8 protein-coding genes are annotated in these 14,145 nt (G+C 66.8%); 4 read left to right on the top strand and 4 right to left on the bottom strand.

Going from position 1 to position 14,145, the window contains the following annotated elements:
• Positions 1 to 7 precede the first annotated feature (7 nt).
• The 4 genes from AC0Z36_RS16780 to rfbA form a co-directional block, all read right to left on the bottom strand.
• Positions 8 to 1,825 carry a hypothetical protein gene (locus AC0Z36_RS16780; protein WP_485463698.1) on the bottom strand — a complete coding sequence of 606 codons (1,818 nt, stop codon included), beginning with the start codon at positions 1,823 to 1,825 and terminating at the stop codon, positions 8 to 10.
• Positions 1,826 to 1,935: 110 nt separating this feature from the next.
• Complete coding sequence (locus AC0Z36_RS16775) at positions 1,936 to 5,577, bottom strand: bifunctional glycosyltransferase/CDP-glycerol:glycerophosphate glycerophosphotransferase (protein WP_485463697.1); 3,642 nt, start codon at positions 5,575 to 5,577, stop codon at positions 1,936 to 1,938.
• A gap of 194 nt (positions 5,578 to 5,771) precedes the next feature.
• The gene (gene rfbC / locus AC0Z36_RS16770; RefSeq protein ID WP_485463696.1) at positions 5,772 to 6,386 is read right to left on the bottom strand and encodes a dTDP-4-dehydrorhamnose 3,5-epimerase; all 615 of its coding nucleotides are present in this window, start codon (positions 6,384 to 6,386) and stop codon (positions 5,772 to 5,774) included.
• A 55-nt stretch (positions 6,387 to 6,441) separates the two neighbouring features.
• On the bottom strand, positions 6,442 to 7,335 hold the full coding sequence (gene rfbA / locus AC0Z36_RS16765; protein WP_485463695.1) for a glucose-1-phosphate thymidylyltransferase RfbA: 894 nt from the start codon (positions 7,333 to 7,335) through the stop codon (positions 6,442 to 6,444).
• Between the two features lie 361 nt (positions 7,336 to 7,696).
• Here rfbA and AC0Z36_RS16760 point away from each other — a divergent pair, with 361 nt between their 5' ends.
• The 4 genes from AC0Z36_RS16760 (at position 7,697) to AC0Z36_RS16745 (ending at position 14,103) form a co-directional block, all read left to right on the top strand.
• Complete coding sequence (locus AC0Z36_RS16760; protein WP_485463694.1) at positions 7,697 to 8,605, top strand: glycosyltransferase family 2 protein; 909 nt, start codon at positions 7,697 to 7,699, stop codon at positions 8,603 to 8,605.
• A 290-nt stretch (positions 8,606 to 8,895) separates the two neighbouring features.
• Positions 8,896 to 10,329, top strand: a complete 1,434-nt coding sequence (locus tag AC0Z36_RS16755) for a PIG-L family deacetylase (RefSeq protein WP_485463693.1) — start codon at positions 8,896 to 8,898, stop codon at positions 10,327 to 10,329.
• A 136-nt stretch (positions 10,330 to 10,465) separates the two neighbouring features.
• A complete protein-coding gene (locus AC0Z36_RS16750; protein WP_485463692.1) occupies positions 10,466 to 12,520 on the top strand; it encodes a hypothetical protein in 2,055 nt (684 codons plus the stop codon).
• Positions 12,517 to 14,103, top strand: a complete 1,587-nt coding sequence (locus AC0Z36_RS16745; RefSeq protein ID WP_485463691.1) for a glycosyltransferase family 2 protein — start codon at positions 12,517 to 12,519, stop codon at positions 14,101 to 14,103. The genes AC0Z36_RS16750 and AC0Z36_RS16745 overlap by 4 nt, the downstream gene beginning before the upstream one ends.
• Positions 14,104 to 14,145: the final 42 nt, after the last annotated feature.

Here is a 14,145-nt window from a genome sequence, read left to right as displayed (position 1 = left end):
GTTTCGATCAGGGTTTTTTGCTTCCGCAGACCTTGGGCCACTCAGTGTTGGTGATATTGGCGCACCACAGGTCGTCGTCCACGTTGGCTTTGAGCTTGCCGAATTTGTATGGTGCTGTGCACTTGTGGCCGGGGGCATAGGGCGAGCAGCTTCCGTCGGCGCGCTGCAGAGTGTGCGAACGCCAGGCGTCCATCCCCATCGTGTTCAGTGACGGATCGGCAGGCATGTAGCGATTGGCGTTCCAGGAGGCGCCCATGGCGGCGAAAAGCATGATTCCGCACAACAGCCCCGCACCCAGGAGACGATGGAAGCCGACCGTCTTCGGGAATTTGATAGGCGAATTCTCAGCCTTGCTGGTGATCGAGAGTGCAGGGCGATACTGCGCCCACTGGTTGCGCATTCGATGGAATGTCACCATTATGCCGAGGATCGCCAGGGTCATAAGGCAGTACATGATCAGCCATGTGGTCCGCGTGTAGAGCATGACGGCGTGGTCGTGCGCCATGTTCTTGGCGTACCAGAAACGTAGAATCCAGGCACCGGTCACCGCGCCGAGCGTGGCGAGGACGGCGAAGTTCCGCATGCCGAAGGCGGCAGCGAGAACCAGACCTGCGATCAGCATCAGTGCGAAGGCGCTCTGACCGGCGACTTCCTGGCTGAACGGCCAGGCCCACGACGGGACTGGCCCCGGGCGGTCGCCACGCCAACCGAGCACGAACGCAGGATCGGTGTAGACGTCGAAGTACGCATAGCGGTCGACGGTGGTGGAGCCGAGCCGGAGGATGTTCCAGAGGAGGGGGGAACCCACCACGACGAAGGCGAGGCCGGCAGCCCCCAGGAAGCTCGCGGCCCGGGCCAGTTGGCTCCGTCCCCGACGCCAGGGCACAAACGCGAGGATGAGTACAAGAGCACCGGGAGCCGTCCAGACGAACCAGCCGGAGTACAGCAGGAAGAGGAGCCCGAAACCGACTCCGAACGCTCCGCCGAGCAGGAGGAGCTTCCACAGCGGCTTCCTGTCCGGGTCGGCGGTGCCGACCCGGTGAAGCTCGAGGAGGAATTTTCCGAGCAGCGGAAGCAGGGCGATCATGACGATGTGGCTGTAGGGCCTGATCGGGTCGAGGAACACCAGCGAAGCCGGGACCGAGACGGCCAGGGCCCAGATCGGGCGCAGCAGCAGTCGCCACGACAGGTAGGCGACCGGGCCGAACAGCGCGCTCATGACGAGTTGCAGGTCCTGCAGGGCGAAGCCGACCTGGCCGTGTCGGAAGAGGTCGGCCCATTCCGCCATCAGGACGGGGAAGCCGGGCGGGTAGACATCGTGCAGGCCTTCACCGCGCTGCCACTTCACAGCCATCGCCTGGAGAGTGGCAGGGTCGCCGTCCTGGCCGCCGAGTCCCCAAGGCGTGCCGTGCAGGGCCACCGCGATGCCGCCGGCCACCATGCCGGTGGCGAGTCCGGCCACAGCGGCACAGGCCAGCCTTCGGGTTATCAGGTGACGGAATCCGCTGCCCCGGTGCGCGGTGTACAGGACGACGGCCAGAATCGGTAGCGCAACAAAAGCAGCCCGGAACTGGATGGACGCCAGTCCGCTGACCTGTCCGATCCGCACCAGCGGGTTGACGACGATATCGCGAGCCCACAGCATGAAGCCGAGTGCGACCGCAAAAGAGACGACGGCTTCACCGAACCGAAGCAGCCAGCGGCGTCGCCGCTCCCCGGCGAACAGTGTGGTTATTTTCCTTTCCTTCGCCTGTTCGACCGGCGGAAGGAGATCAGGTTCGCTGAGCTCTTCAGATTTCAGACTATTTTCTGTCACAATTTTCATGCCTTAATTTGAGCGATATGACCAAGGAGTTCTTGTGGTCACATACGAGACATTCGAAATCCCCATCAGGTCTGGCCGACAAACCGTGCCCGCAGAAGGGGGAAGTATCATCAATAAAGCATGCGATCCACAGCACGCTCGGCGGCTTTCCCGTCGTCCAGATGGCCGAAGGCTTCCTGGAATCGCGCGTAGTCCGCGCGGTAGGTCTCTGCCACCGTGTTGAGGTCCAGGAGGGCCCGGATCAGTTCCGGAGTGTCCGTCAGCAACGGTCCGGGGAGGTGGGTCCCGATGTCGATGTTGAGCCCGCGCATCTTCTGATAATGCGTCAGGTCGCTGGCGAAGATCAGGATCGGCCTGCCGGTCGCCGCGAAGTCGCACATCAGGCCCGAGTAGTCCGTGACGAGGACATCTGCGGCCAGCATCAGGTCAGCGGCATCGGGATAAGAGGTGACATCCCGGATGAACCCACCCGTCGGGAAGTCGAACGGCGAGAGCCGGTCCACGACCCGCGAGTGGCTGCGCAGCAGCAGGACATGGTCGTCGCCCAGTTGCGCCCGCATCGCTTCGACGTCCAAGCGGAGGTCGAGCTTGTACTGGCTGTTGTTGTAGGCGTGGTCGTCGCGCCAGGTCGGCGCGTACAGGATGACCTTGTGCCCGGCGGGGATACCCAGCTTCGAGCGGACCGCCGCGGTGACCGCCTCCTGGTCCGCACCCAGGAGCAGGTCGATCCGCGGGGAGCCGGTTTCCAGGATCTCCCCTCCGTACCCGAGCGAACGCCGGAACACCTCGGTGCTGAACCCGTTCGGCGAGAGCAGGGTGCTCCACTGCGCGGTCATCGTCCGCAGCCGGGCTCCCGCGGTGCTGTCGCTGTACAGCGTGTCTGCCAGGTCGAGCCCGATCCGCTTCAGCGGGGTGCCGTGCCAGGTCTGGACCACGGTCTGGCCCTCCCTGCGGACGAACCACTCGGGCAGTTGGTCGTTGACGACGATGTAACGCGAGGTGGCCAGGGCCTCGTGCCAGCGGGCGCTGTATATGGCCAGCGGCTTCACGCCGTCGGGCAGGCCGACGACCTGCTGGTCCTCGACCGTCCACAGGTGTTCGAGGTCAGTGCCGCGACGCACCAGCTCCTCGTACACCGCTCGCGGCGAGTCGGAGAACTGCTTGCCCTCGAAGCTGCTGTACAGCACGGTCTCGCGCAGGGGCGCGGTCCGCAGGCTCTGGAAGTCGTGGTCACGCAGCTGCTTCTGGCGGTACCGGCCCTGTTCCCTGGACAGGAGGGCTGTCCCGCTCTCCAGGAAGATCTGGTCGGTGTACACCCGGTCCACGGTGAACGGCCGCCCGGCGATGTCCTGCTTCGCGGGGAACGAGGGGATCGCGGAGGCAGCCACCCGCGCAATGGCGTACCCGTCGGTGCCGAGCGCCGCACTGTCCCTGAGGTAGACGTACCAGCGGCCTTCCGCAAGCGGCCGTTCGGCACCCGCGGCGGTGACCGCGGCGGGCTGGAACGTGCACGAGAACCGCCCGTGGTCCAGCGTGACCGGGAAGGCGTACTCGTCTTTACGGCCGGAATTCTTGATGACCAGCGTGGCCTGCGCGCTGAAGACCGGCGGCGTGGTGCCCGCGAAGTTCAGACTGCCGTCGGGCTGCCAGGTGACACTGTCGACCACCGGGTACGGGGTGCGGCGGGTCAGCCGCAGCACCCCGGACGCGGTCCTTTCGAACGACAGGAAGAAGTGTTTTCCGGCGGCGTCCACACCGGGCGATACCGCGTCGGCCGGATAAAACCCTCGGGGGAGGTCCGCACTGACCGCCAGTTGACGGGCACTGCCGTCGTCCATGACCAGCTGCGGCGTCCACGCGTGGAAGCTTTCGACGATGACTTCGCGCGGGACGTCCTCGGCCAGCGGGAGTTGGGCGGTGAGGTCTGCGACCGTGAGTAGGGCCGTGAAGTCGAAACCGCGCGCGTGCCTGGTGCAGGCCAGCGGGACGTCAAGCGACGCCCCCGTCTGCTGGTGCGTCACCCGCAGCGCCCGGGGCTGTTGTGCGTCGGCCGAACTGCCCGAGAGCTCGATGCCGTCGTCATCCACCGGGCGATGGCTCACGAGTCGCTCGCGCGCCGCCTTGACGCTGATCCGCAAGGTGTTGCCGACGAACTCGGGAACCACCCGCATCCCATCGCCGACGTCCAGGACCGGCGGGTGGATTCCGGTACCGGCAAAGCCGTTGCGGATCCCGCTGCGCCGCACCATGGTGCCGTTGAGCAGTCCCACGCCGATCTTCCAGCTGCCGGGGACCCACACTCCACCGCGCTTGAGCCGCTGCGGGTCGACGGTCACCTCGAAGCCGGACTGGTCGTACGAATGGACCTGCTGGTGGCTGTTGTCGGTCGCCTCGGGCGCCGGTCGGCCACGGAGCGGGACGGGGATGACGGCGGGCAGCGACAGCTTGGCCTTGCGGGGCGACTTCGTGCCGCGCACCGGCATCAGGACCGCGCCCTTGGGCGCGGCGCCCGGGGTGGCGGAGGCGACGTTGCGGATGTACGCGTAGCCGCGGAGCCTGAGCTTCCCGCCGACCCACTGCGCTTCGGTGAGCCGTGACTCTACGGGCACATCGGTGCGCTGCAGCAGTGTCGTGGCCGACGGCAGGGCCAGTGGGGCGCCGCTCTTTCCCGGGTAGACCGCGTGCCGGACGGGGAGTCGGCCGCGCAGTCCCCCGCCCCGCGACGGCGTGGCCGTCAGGCCCGATACGTCGAAGGTGCTGCGGGTGTTGGCGTACTGGTAGACCAGTAGTTCCAGGAGGTCGTCCAGGCGGCCTGTGCGGACGAGCTCCCACCTGACCCTGTCCTCGACCGGAATGCGGGCGAAGACGCTCTCATCCATCATGGACAGGAGCTCGCCGGCACCCTTCATGAAGATGCCGCGGTACTCCTCGCCGCCGACGGTCAGCGAGTCGATGTACGAGGCCAGGTCGTCGGTGAGGACGCTGACGTCGTACTCGGGCTTGAACTTGGCGAAGCGCCCGCCCTCCCCCTCGGCGAGGAACCGGCTGACGTCGAGCACACCGGCGAGGCGGTCACTGAGCCCCTTGGGGTCGGCGCCGCTGCGGGTGATGGAGCCTTCGCGGGCCCGCCAGTAATAGATGTGCTCGTGCATCACGTCCACGCTCTTGGCGAGGAAGTGGGCGGGGATGGTGACCGGGGTGTCCTCGAAGACACGTCCGTCGGGGAAAGTGAAGGCGTGCTTCTCCCAGAAGTCCCGGCGGAAGACCTTGTTCCAGGCCACCCGGTCCCCGAGCAGTTTGAAGTCCCGGGTCACATGGGTCTTCTTGAGCGTCTTGCGAAGATGCTTGTACTGTCCGGCCTGGTAGCGGCCGGCCGAGTGGAGCCGCCACACATTCCCGGTCACGAAGTCGGAGCCGGTCTCATCCAGTAGCGCGACCATTTTTTCGTATGCCTGGGACGGCACGATGTCGTCACTGTCGAGGAAGACCAGGAATTCGGTATCCGGGGCGATATTCTCCACGCCGGTGTTCCGTGCCGCGCTGAGTCCGCCGTTGGGGCGCTGGACCACCCGGAATCTCGGGTCCCGTTCGGCGAACGATTCGCAGATGGCATGACTACCGTCGGTAGACCCGTCGTCCACCAGGACTACGTCGAGATCAGTCAACGTCTGCTCGGCCAAGGACTGTAGACAGTCCTCCAGGTAGAGCTCCACGTTGTAGATGGGAACGACGACACTGAGTCGGGCTGTCATGCGGTGGTGACCTCTTCGGAGGGAGTGAGACGGCAGCGTGACACGATTTGGCTGCGCGGCTTCCTCAGGTTTTCGAGGGACGACGAGCACTGGTCGGCGGCGTGGCCGACTTGACCCGACACCGCCGTTAAAACCTAAGGTACGGGGCTGAAGCCACTGCCGGGAAACGGTGTAGTCGCACCTGACCGCAGTGGTCAGGCCTGGTGTGCGTTGCCCCGGTTGAGCCCGGCAGTGTAATCCCGGCATACCTGGTAATCCGTAAGAAGATTGTTGTTCAACGCCTGAGCCAGTGTGGGAGCGGCTTCGTCGCGCGCGGACAACTCGGGGGCTTCAGCCGGCCAGTCGATGGCGAGGTCCGAGTCGAGCGGATGGACCGCGTGCTCGTGTCCGGGGGAGTAGGTCTCCGAGCACAGGTAGCTGAGGGTCGCGCCTTCCGTCAGGGCGCAGAATCCGTGTCCGAGGCCTTCGGCGATGTAGAGCGCCTTCCGGTCGGTGTCGTCGAGCCGGACGCCTTCCCACTTCCCGAAGGTCGGAGAGCCGACCCGTAGGTCGACGACGACGTCGAGGACGGCACCGCGGACGCAGGTCACGTACTTCGCCTGCCCCCGGGGGACGTCAGCGAAGTGGATTCCCCGGACGACTCCCTTCTCGGACACGGAGAGGTTCGCCTGGGCGAGTTGGAGCGGATGCCCGACGGCTTCGGCGAGGTGGTCGAAGCGGTACCACTCCATGAAGAGGCCCCGCGAGTCCCCGTGCTGCTGCGGGGTGATCTCCCAGGCACCTTCGATCGAAAGCGGGCTGATCTTCATCTTGGGCTCAATTCGCTGTCAAAGTTGTCCGGACTTGCAAAGCAGATCGGAGCTGTCACATGGAGGAGGGCGCGACGGAGCCGCAGTTGTTCTCGACTAGGTCGACCAAGTACGTACCGTAACCACTTTTGAGGAGGGGGCGGGCCAAGGCCAGCAGGTGGTCGTCGTCGATCAGGCCGGCCCGCCAGGCCGCTTCCTCGATGCAGCCGATCTTCAGGCCTTGCCGTTCTTCGATCACCCGGACGAACTCTGAGGCGTTGACCAGGTCCGCGAACGTTCCGGTGTCCAGCCAGGCGGTGCCACGTTCCAGGACGGTCACCTGCAGTTCGCCCTGTTCGAGGTACGCGGCGTTGATGCCGGTGATCTCCAGCTCGCCGCGGGGACTCGGTTTGAGTTGCTTGGCGATCTCGATCACCCGGTTGTCGTAGAAGTACAGGCCGGGGACTGCGAACCGGGACTTTGGCCGCTCCGGCTTCTCCTCAATCGACAGTGCGTTTCCGGCGTCGTCGAACTCCACGACCCCGTAGGCCTTCGGGTCGGCGACGTGGTAGGCGAAGATCCGGCCTCCGGTCAACTGGGACTGCCCGCGTAGTTGCCGGCCGAGCCCGGTGCCGTGGAAGACGTTGTCACCGAGGACCAGGGCCACCGATTCGTCGCCGATGAACTCCTCACCGATGAGGAAGGCCTGGGCGAGCCCGTCGGGGCTGTCCTGGACGGCGTACTCGATGCGCATGCCGAGTCGGGATCCGTCGCCGAGCAGCCGCTTGAACTGTGGCTGATCGTGCGGCGTCGTAATGACCAGGACCTCTCGGACGCCGGCCATGATCAGTGTGGAAAGGGGGTAGTAGACCATCGGCTTGTCGAATACAGGCATGAGCTGTTTCGACACTGCCTGGGTCACAGGCCACAACCGGGAACCGGTTCCGCCGGCCAGAAGGATTCCTCGCATGGCCCACAGCCTACGGGTTGCCATGGTCATGAAAGTTGGGCTCCCGTATGGCATGAGCCGTCTGGGCGCTGAGGAGGCACTGGCTAACGGTTCCGGGCTCACGGCCCCAACGGGTGGAGCCCACCAGGACAGTGCGGGTGGGATTGAGGCTTGTCGTCGTGGTGCAGCCAGCCCGGACCCGACCGTGGAAGGATCCTGTGTGGAAATGGCACTACGGTTCGTAGGCCGACGCGCCTGCCGGTTATCCGGGTCCGGGGCTGAATGGGTTTATTCGGCACAAGATCAGATTTATTGATCACGGGATAATATCCTCAGCATGCCGAAAATTGTCCTCGCCGCATTGGAATCAAAAGGAGAGTGAATGCATTTGCCGACGCTGGACATCATGATGCCGTATTACGGTGACGTGGCATTGATGCAGACTGCGGTGCGCAGCGTTCTCGATCAGACTGATCCGGGCTGGAACCTGACCGTGTTGGACGACGGTTGCGAACCCGGTGTGTCTGAGTGGTTCGACGACCTCGGAGACGATCGTGTCCGCTACCTGCGCAATGAACGGAACCTGGGAGTCACCGGGAACTTCCGTAAGTGTGTGGCCCTGGCGGGAGCGGACCACATGGTCATGATGGGCTGTGATGACGCCATGCTCCCCGACTATGTGGCGACCATCCGCAAAGTTCTGGCGGACCAGCCGGGGGTCGGCCTGGTCCAGCCGGGTGTCCAGGTGATCGACGGCTCGGGGCAGCCCGTGAACACTCTCGTGGACCAGACCAAACGTCGCTTGTACGCCCCCCGGTTCAGTGGACGTTTTGTGATGTCTGGTGAAAGCCTGGCGATGAGCCTGCTCCGCGGGAACTGGTTGTACTTCCCGGCGATCTGCTGGCGGACTGACGTGGTCAAGGCTGTGAACTTCCGGACGGATCTGAATGTGATCCAGGACCTGGGTCTGGTCATTGACTTGTTGCAGCGCGGTGAACAGTTGCTGGTGGAGGACACCGTCTGCTTCCAGTACCGCAGACACGCGGTGAGTGAGTCTTCCTTGCAGGCGTTTGACGGGCGTCGGTTCCAAGAGGAGCGGATGTTCTTCGCCGCTGTGGCCGCACGTCTGGACGATCAGGGCTGGACCCGGGCGGCCAAGGTCGCCCGCTGGCACGTCTCCTCTCGGCTGCACGCGTTGGCCATGCTGCCCGCCGTGCTCCGTGCGGGAAACCGCGGAGGTGTCCGCAACCTGGCGAACCATGCTTTCGGGCGGCCTGCCAGCGGACGGTGAACGGCAGGTCGCCATTGTCGAGCCAGCCCGGCAGTCGCGTAGAGCAATCGCGCGCGCCCTCACTGTGACAAGCCTTGTCCTGGGAACCGAAGCGATCAACGGGAAGTCCTAATGTCGGGCTGTGAGGTTCGGCCTGACCCTCCCGGATTTCAAACTCCGGGGGTCAGGGCGACCCGGCTTCCTTGCGTTTATAGTGAGGAAAATCAGCACTCAAAGCAGTATTTATTTCCCGAATCGGTAATGACAAGGTGGCGCGGGTGCGGGGTAGCGGCGACACGACACGGCGCGGATTGCTTCGCACCACCGTCCAAGTCGCGGCCGCCGCCGCGGCGCTGAGTTCCTGTCAGGACGGGGCCAAGAGCCTGCCGGAACCGGACGATTCGGCACCGGCGTCCGGGCCGGGCGCTCCCGCCGTGACGACGCGCCGGGTCCTCAACATCGTCGCCCACCACGATGATGACCTGCTTTTCATCAGCCCGTTGCTGGCCGAGGACCTGAAAGCGCGGAACGTCGTACGGACGCTGTACTTCGTGGCCTCGGACTACCGGGACTATCCGCAGTACATGAAGGACCGGGAACTGGGCGCCCGGGAGGCCTACGCCCTGGCGGTCGGCATCGATCCGGCCAGGTGGCAGGCGCAGCCCTACAGTGCGGGGCCCCTCCAGGCCACGTTGTGGACGCTGGGGAAACGGGTCTCCACCCTCGAGGTCCGTATCCCGGACGGGTTCCGGAAGACTCCGGTGGGCGCCAAGAAGCTGTGGGGGCTGTACGCGGACGACGTGCGGATCGAGACCCGCGACGGGGACACCTTCCGCAAGCAGGAGCTGAACCGTACGGACTTCGTTAAATTCCTTAGGGCGGTGGTCGAGGAATTCCACCCCGACATCGTCAACACCCTTGACCCGGTGGCCGATCTCCACGGGCGGCCCGATTACAACGACAAGGGATTCCACCAGGACCACATCGCGGTTTCCCGCCTCGTCTACTACGCGATGGAGAACTGGGGCAAGGCCCCGCCGGTGGCCTACTTCCGCGATTACACGATTGACAGTGAACCGGCGAACCTGGCCAAGAAGCAGTCGCAGCTCAAGAAGGAACTGTTCAAGAAGTACCTCAAGCACGACTCGGACGCCCGGGTGAACCGGACGTACGACGGCTGGCTCGAACGCTTCTACCTTGCGGACGGCCGCTGGTGGGGTGATCTGGTCCTCCCACTGCCGCCCCCCTTCGACGGTGGGGTGCGGCCGACGCCGATGATCGGCCGCCGGTACCGGCTGGTGCACCGGGCCTCCGGTCTTGAGATGACCGTCCCCCTGGCACCCCAGGCGGCCTTGCCGGTCCCGGGGCAGGGGGCCGCCCCGCCCGGCGGCGCGCCCGTGGGGGACCTGGCCGCCACCCGGCCTGCGCAGGCCGGGCCCGGGAACCTGTTCGGCCTCGCCGCGGTGCGCCGCGGCTGGGCTCTGACGGTCCGCCAGGGCGGCACGGAGGTCTGCGCCCGGTTCCCGGGCGGGGGGAACACCGGCGAGTCCGTACGGTTCGCCCCGTGCGATGCGGAGCCCGAGCAGGCGCTGCGACTGCACGGCGATCCGCAACTCGGCTACCTGATGGTCCCGGCGGGCACCGACAAGGCCGTGGTGCCCGGCGGGCAGCCGGGTGCTCCGGTTGTGCAGTCCGTCCGGACCGGCGCCCCGGACCAGCGCTGGGACTTCGTCCTCACGGACTGAGCGTCACTGCGGTCCGGACGGCCGCCGGCGGCGACACCGATCAGTGACGGTGTTTCATCCCGGTAGCCTGACTCGGACAGACGGGTGTCGTGTGGGGACACCCTGTGGCGGACGACCATGACGATCGAGGAATCTTGTGACCCTCTCCGCGCTGCGCACGCGCGCACCGGACACGCGGGCCGCCGGCGGACGCAGCCCTCGCGCGTCGACAGTGGGCGCCGTTGCGACCCTTGCCGGGTGCTGGTTGCTGCCGCTTGTCGCATACGCCACCGGACTCGCAGTCGTACTGCCTTTCCTGATCCTGGCGGCCACCGCCGCACTCCTGCGCGGTGGCCGGACTCTGCTCGACCGGCTGGTGCTGGCCGGTGCCCTGCTGTTCGGGGCGACCTGCGCGGCCGGGCTGCTGTTCTCGGCGTGGCCCTGGGGGCTGCACCCCGTGCCGATCGCCGGCACAGCGTTCACCGTCCTCGTGGGTATCGCCCTCGGCACGGGTCGGCGTCCGCAGTTCCCCGGTGTGGGCGGCCTGCGCGAACTGACCGTCGTACTGGGCACGTTGGGGACGGCGCTCCTCGTATTCGCGCCCTTCCTCCTGCGGGACAGGACCGGGCGACTGTCCCTGGTCGTCGCGGGGGAGGACCTGACCCGGCACTTCTTCATCTTCGACGGGATCCAGACCGCGGGCGGCTACACCTTCCTCAACAAGGAAGAGCTCGCTGTCTCCGTCAAGTTCAATCTGATGTCGTATCCGCAGGGCAGCCACCTGCTGGAAGCCCTGTTGGACAATTTCCGCCGCTCGTCGACGACTCCTGACAACACGTTGGCCGCACTCGATTACTTCACGGCCTTCTACGCGGCCACGTTGGTCTTCCTGTGCTTCGCCGTGCTGTGGGCGATCCGCCGGGTGGCCGGACCTGCCCTGGTGGGCTGGCGGTTCCTGCCGGTGGCCGCCGCTGTCGCGGGCTATCTGTACTTCGGCGACGCGACGGCGATGTTCCTGCGCGGCTTCCCCAGTGAGTTTGTCGGTCTGGGGCTTCTCTCGCTGTTCGTCGCGGTCACGGTCAGGCCGCTGCGGCATTTCCGCGAACAGCTGACGGTCATAGCGGCGCTGTTGGTCGCGCTGTCATTCACCTACTATCTGTTCCTTCCGCTCGCCGGTGTGATGACCCTGGTGTGGCTCGTGGCCTACCGGGGGCGCGTACGGTCGGCACCTGTGTGGGCGGGGAGCACCGCCGTGGTCACTGCAGCGCTCGCCGTCGTGCCGGTGCTGGTGAACTTGAGCCAGGGCAAGGCGGAGGAGTTGAACGCGGTGGGCGGCATCAGCCCGGTCAACAGGCACCTGCTGTTCCTACTGCTGATCGTGGTGTCCGTCGGATTCCTGAACCGCAGGATCTGGCGCTCCCCGGCGCGGCGGATGACAGCGGTGTGGCTGTCGTTGGCCGCCGGGGTCGCGTTCCTGATGTTCGCCTACCAGACGCTCGTCCTGCACGAGACGACCTACTACTACGAGAAGATCCTCCACCAGCTTGTCGTCGTGGCGCTGGTGGCGCTGGGCAGCAGTCCGCTGCTGACCCCGGCGTGGGGGCCGCACAGTCGACTCGCCCCGAGCGCGCCGGTGACAGGGCCGTGGGCCGCCGTCGCCCTTGTGCCCTGCCTGCTGGCCGCGCTGGCGCTCACCGCCGGTCCCGACCGGGAGGTGTGGCGCAAGCCGCCGGGCGACATGAGCTGGGGCCGCGCCTACCTGACGGGGAAGATGACGCACACCGGGCCGGCCGAGGCCGTCCTCGCCGTGATGGAGACGAAGCCCGCTCCGCGGGGGCGGAGCAACGTCCTCCAGGTGACGGGGGACTGGCAGCGCAACTACTTCGGCAACCAGTGGACCGGCGCGCTGTCCCGGAACTACGGAAACTCCTGGACCGCCTGGCCCACCCAGGGCGCGCAGGACACCCCCGACCAACTGCGGGCCCGGATCCAGGCACTGGGGAAGAAGCCGCTGCGGTACTTCACCGACGACCTGGAGACGGTGCGCACGCTTCAGGAGATCCGCCGCGATCATCCCCAGGCTACGGATATCGACGTGATGTACAGCCCTGCGGGCGGCTGCGGTTACCACTTCGCCCTGGTGCCGCGCCCCGCAGTGGGCAAACCGCTCCCGCCGGTACCGGTGGCGACCGCCGAGGAGAAGTGCGGATGAAGAACGGCCCCGTCAGCATCGTGGTGATCGTCTACAACGACGCGGCCAATCTCCCGGAGGCGGTGGCGTCCGCACTGGACCAGGGCCGCGATATCCATGAGGTGCTCATCGTCGACGACGCGTCCACCGACGCGACCGCCGGGGTCGCGGCCGGACTGGCGAACGAGCACCCCCGTGTCAGGCACCTGCGCCGCGCGGAGAACAGCGGCGGCTGCGGCACTCCCCGCAACGACGGCCTGGCCGCGGCGGTCGGCCGCTGGGTGCTGTTCCTGGACAGCGACGACGTCCTGCCCCCGGGCGCCGTGGCGGCGCTGAGTTCCGCCGCGGCCCGGCACAACGCCGACGTGACGGCGGGCCTGTGCGTGCGCCGGGAGCTGCCGAAGGTCAGGGACGTCCCCTGGCAGCCGCAGTTGTTCGAGCGGGCGGGGGTGTTCAACGGGCTGACGCGCCGTCCGGAGACCCTGTGGGACACGCTTTCGGTCAACAAGCTCTACCGTCGCGACTTCCTGCTCGCCCACGGGATCCGCTTCCCCGACGGCAGGGCGCACTACGAGGACTTCGTGTTCACCGCCCGGGTGTACGCGGCGGATCCGCGCTTCGCGGTCATCCCCGACACCGTGTACATCTGGCATGTGCGGCGCGAGGAGGCGGCCTCCATCTCGCTGCGCCGGGACAACGCGCAGAACTGGCGGGACCGGGTGGACGCGCACCGGCAGGTGGTCGAGATCCTCGCCGGGAGCGGTGACCGGGTGCTCGCGGCCGCGGCCGAGCACAAGTTCGTCGGCCACGACCTCCGGCTCTACCTCCGCGACCTGAGCAAGCGTCCGGTGGACTACCAGCAGCAGTGGTGGGCGTCGGCCCGCGCGCACCTGCTGACGTTCGACGATCTGGCCGGGCTCACCGCGCCGGTCCGGTGGGCCGCTGATGTGATCCTGCGGTACGCGGTGCCCGTGGACATCGCGCGGCTCGCGGAGCTGACAGCCGAGCCCTCCCGTCTGGTGCCGCCCTACGCGTCGGACGACCAGGGGCCTGTGTGGTCCACCGAAACCAAAATCGATCCCGTACGGCTTGACGCCGTGGCCGGACTGCCCGTCGGGGAGTTGCCGCTCATGGTGGAGGCGACTGTTCGGGCCGGGCGGCACACTGTCCTCGACCTGACGTGGACCGATCTGTACGGACGACTCGCGGAAGCGGGGCCGCGGTCGGCGGTGGTCGAACTGCGGGACCGCTACAGCTCTGACATACACAACGTCGACGCCGTGCCGGTGCACGCGGCCGGCGACGGCACGTGGACGGCGAGTGTGCCGCTGACCGAGCTGTACATCAAGACGGGGGAGCCGTACACGGTGTGGGACCTGTGGGTGCGCACCGACGTCGCCGCGGGCAAGGAGTCGAACACCGTCAAACTCCGCGCCACCGGCGTCGGGCTCGGCCGCCGGGCCTGGCCCACCACCCGCAACGGCATGGTGTTCGAACAGTTCTACTCGACCGCGAGCCGTTCGTTGGCGCTGCGGGTGGCTGGCGGCGTTGCCGGGGCCAGGGAAGTCCTGGGCGCCCGGCTGCGGCGGCTCAAGAAGGCCTGAGCCCTGCTGACCAGCACCGGGTGCGGAGGCCGCAGCCTCCGC

It is taken from the genome of Kitasatospora sp. UYEF31, assembly GCF_057291755.1.
This window is presented reverse-complemented; position numbering and strand designations above follow the sequence as displayed.

What these genes read in the sequence shown, in the direction of transcription:
- AC0Z36_RS16775 (WP_485463697.1), bottom strand. Translation starts at nt 5,577, where the DNA reads ATGACAGCCCGACTCAGTGTCGTCGTTCCCATCTACAACGTGGAGCTC.
- rfbC (WP_485463696.1), bottom strand. Translation starts at nt 6,386, where the DNA reads ATGAAGATCAGCCCGCTTTCGATCGAAGGTGCCTGGGAGATCACCCCG.
- AC0Z36_RS16760 (WP_485463694.1), top strand. Translation starts at nt 7,697, where the DNA reads ATGCATTTGCCGACGCTGGACATCATGATGCCGTATTACGGTGACGTG.
- AC0Z36_RS16745 (WP_485463691.1), top strand. Translation starts at nt 12,517, where the DNA reads ATGAAGAACGGCCCCGTCAGCATCGTGGTGATCGTCTACAACGACGCG.
- AC0Z36_RS16780 (WP_485463698.1), bottom strand. Translation starts at nt 1,825, where the DNA reads ATGAAAATTGTGACAGAAAATAGTCTGAAATCTGAAGAGCTCAGCGAA.
- rfbA (WP_485463695.1), bottom strand. Translation starts at nt 7,335, where the DNA reads ATGCGAGGAATCCTTCTGGCCGGCGGAACCGGTTCCCGGTTGTGGCCT.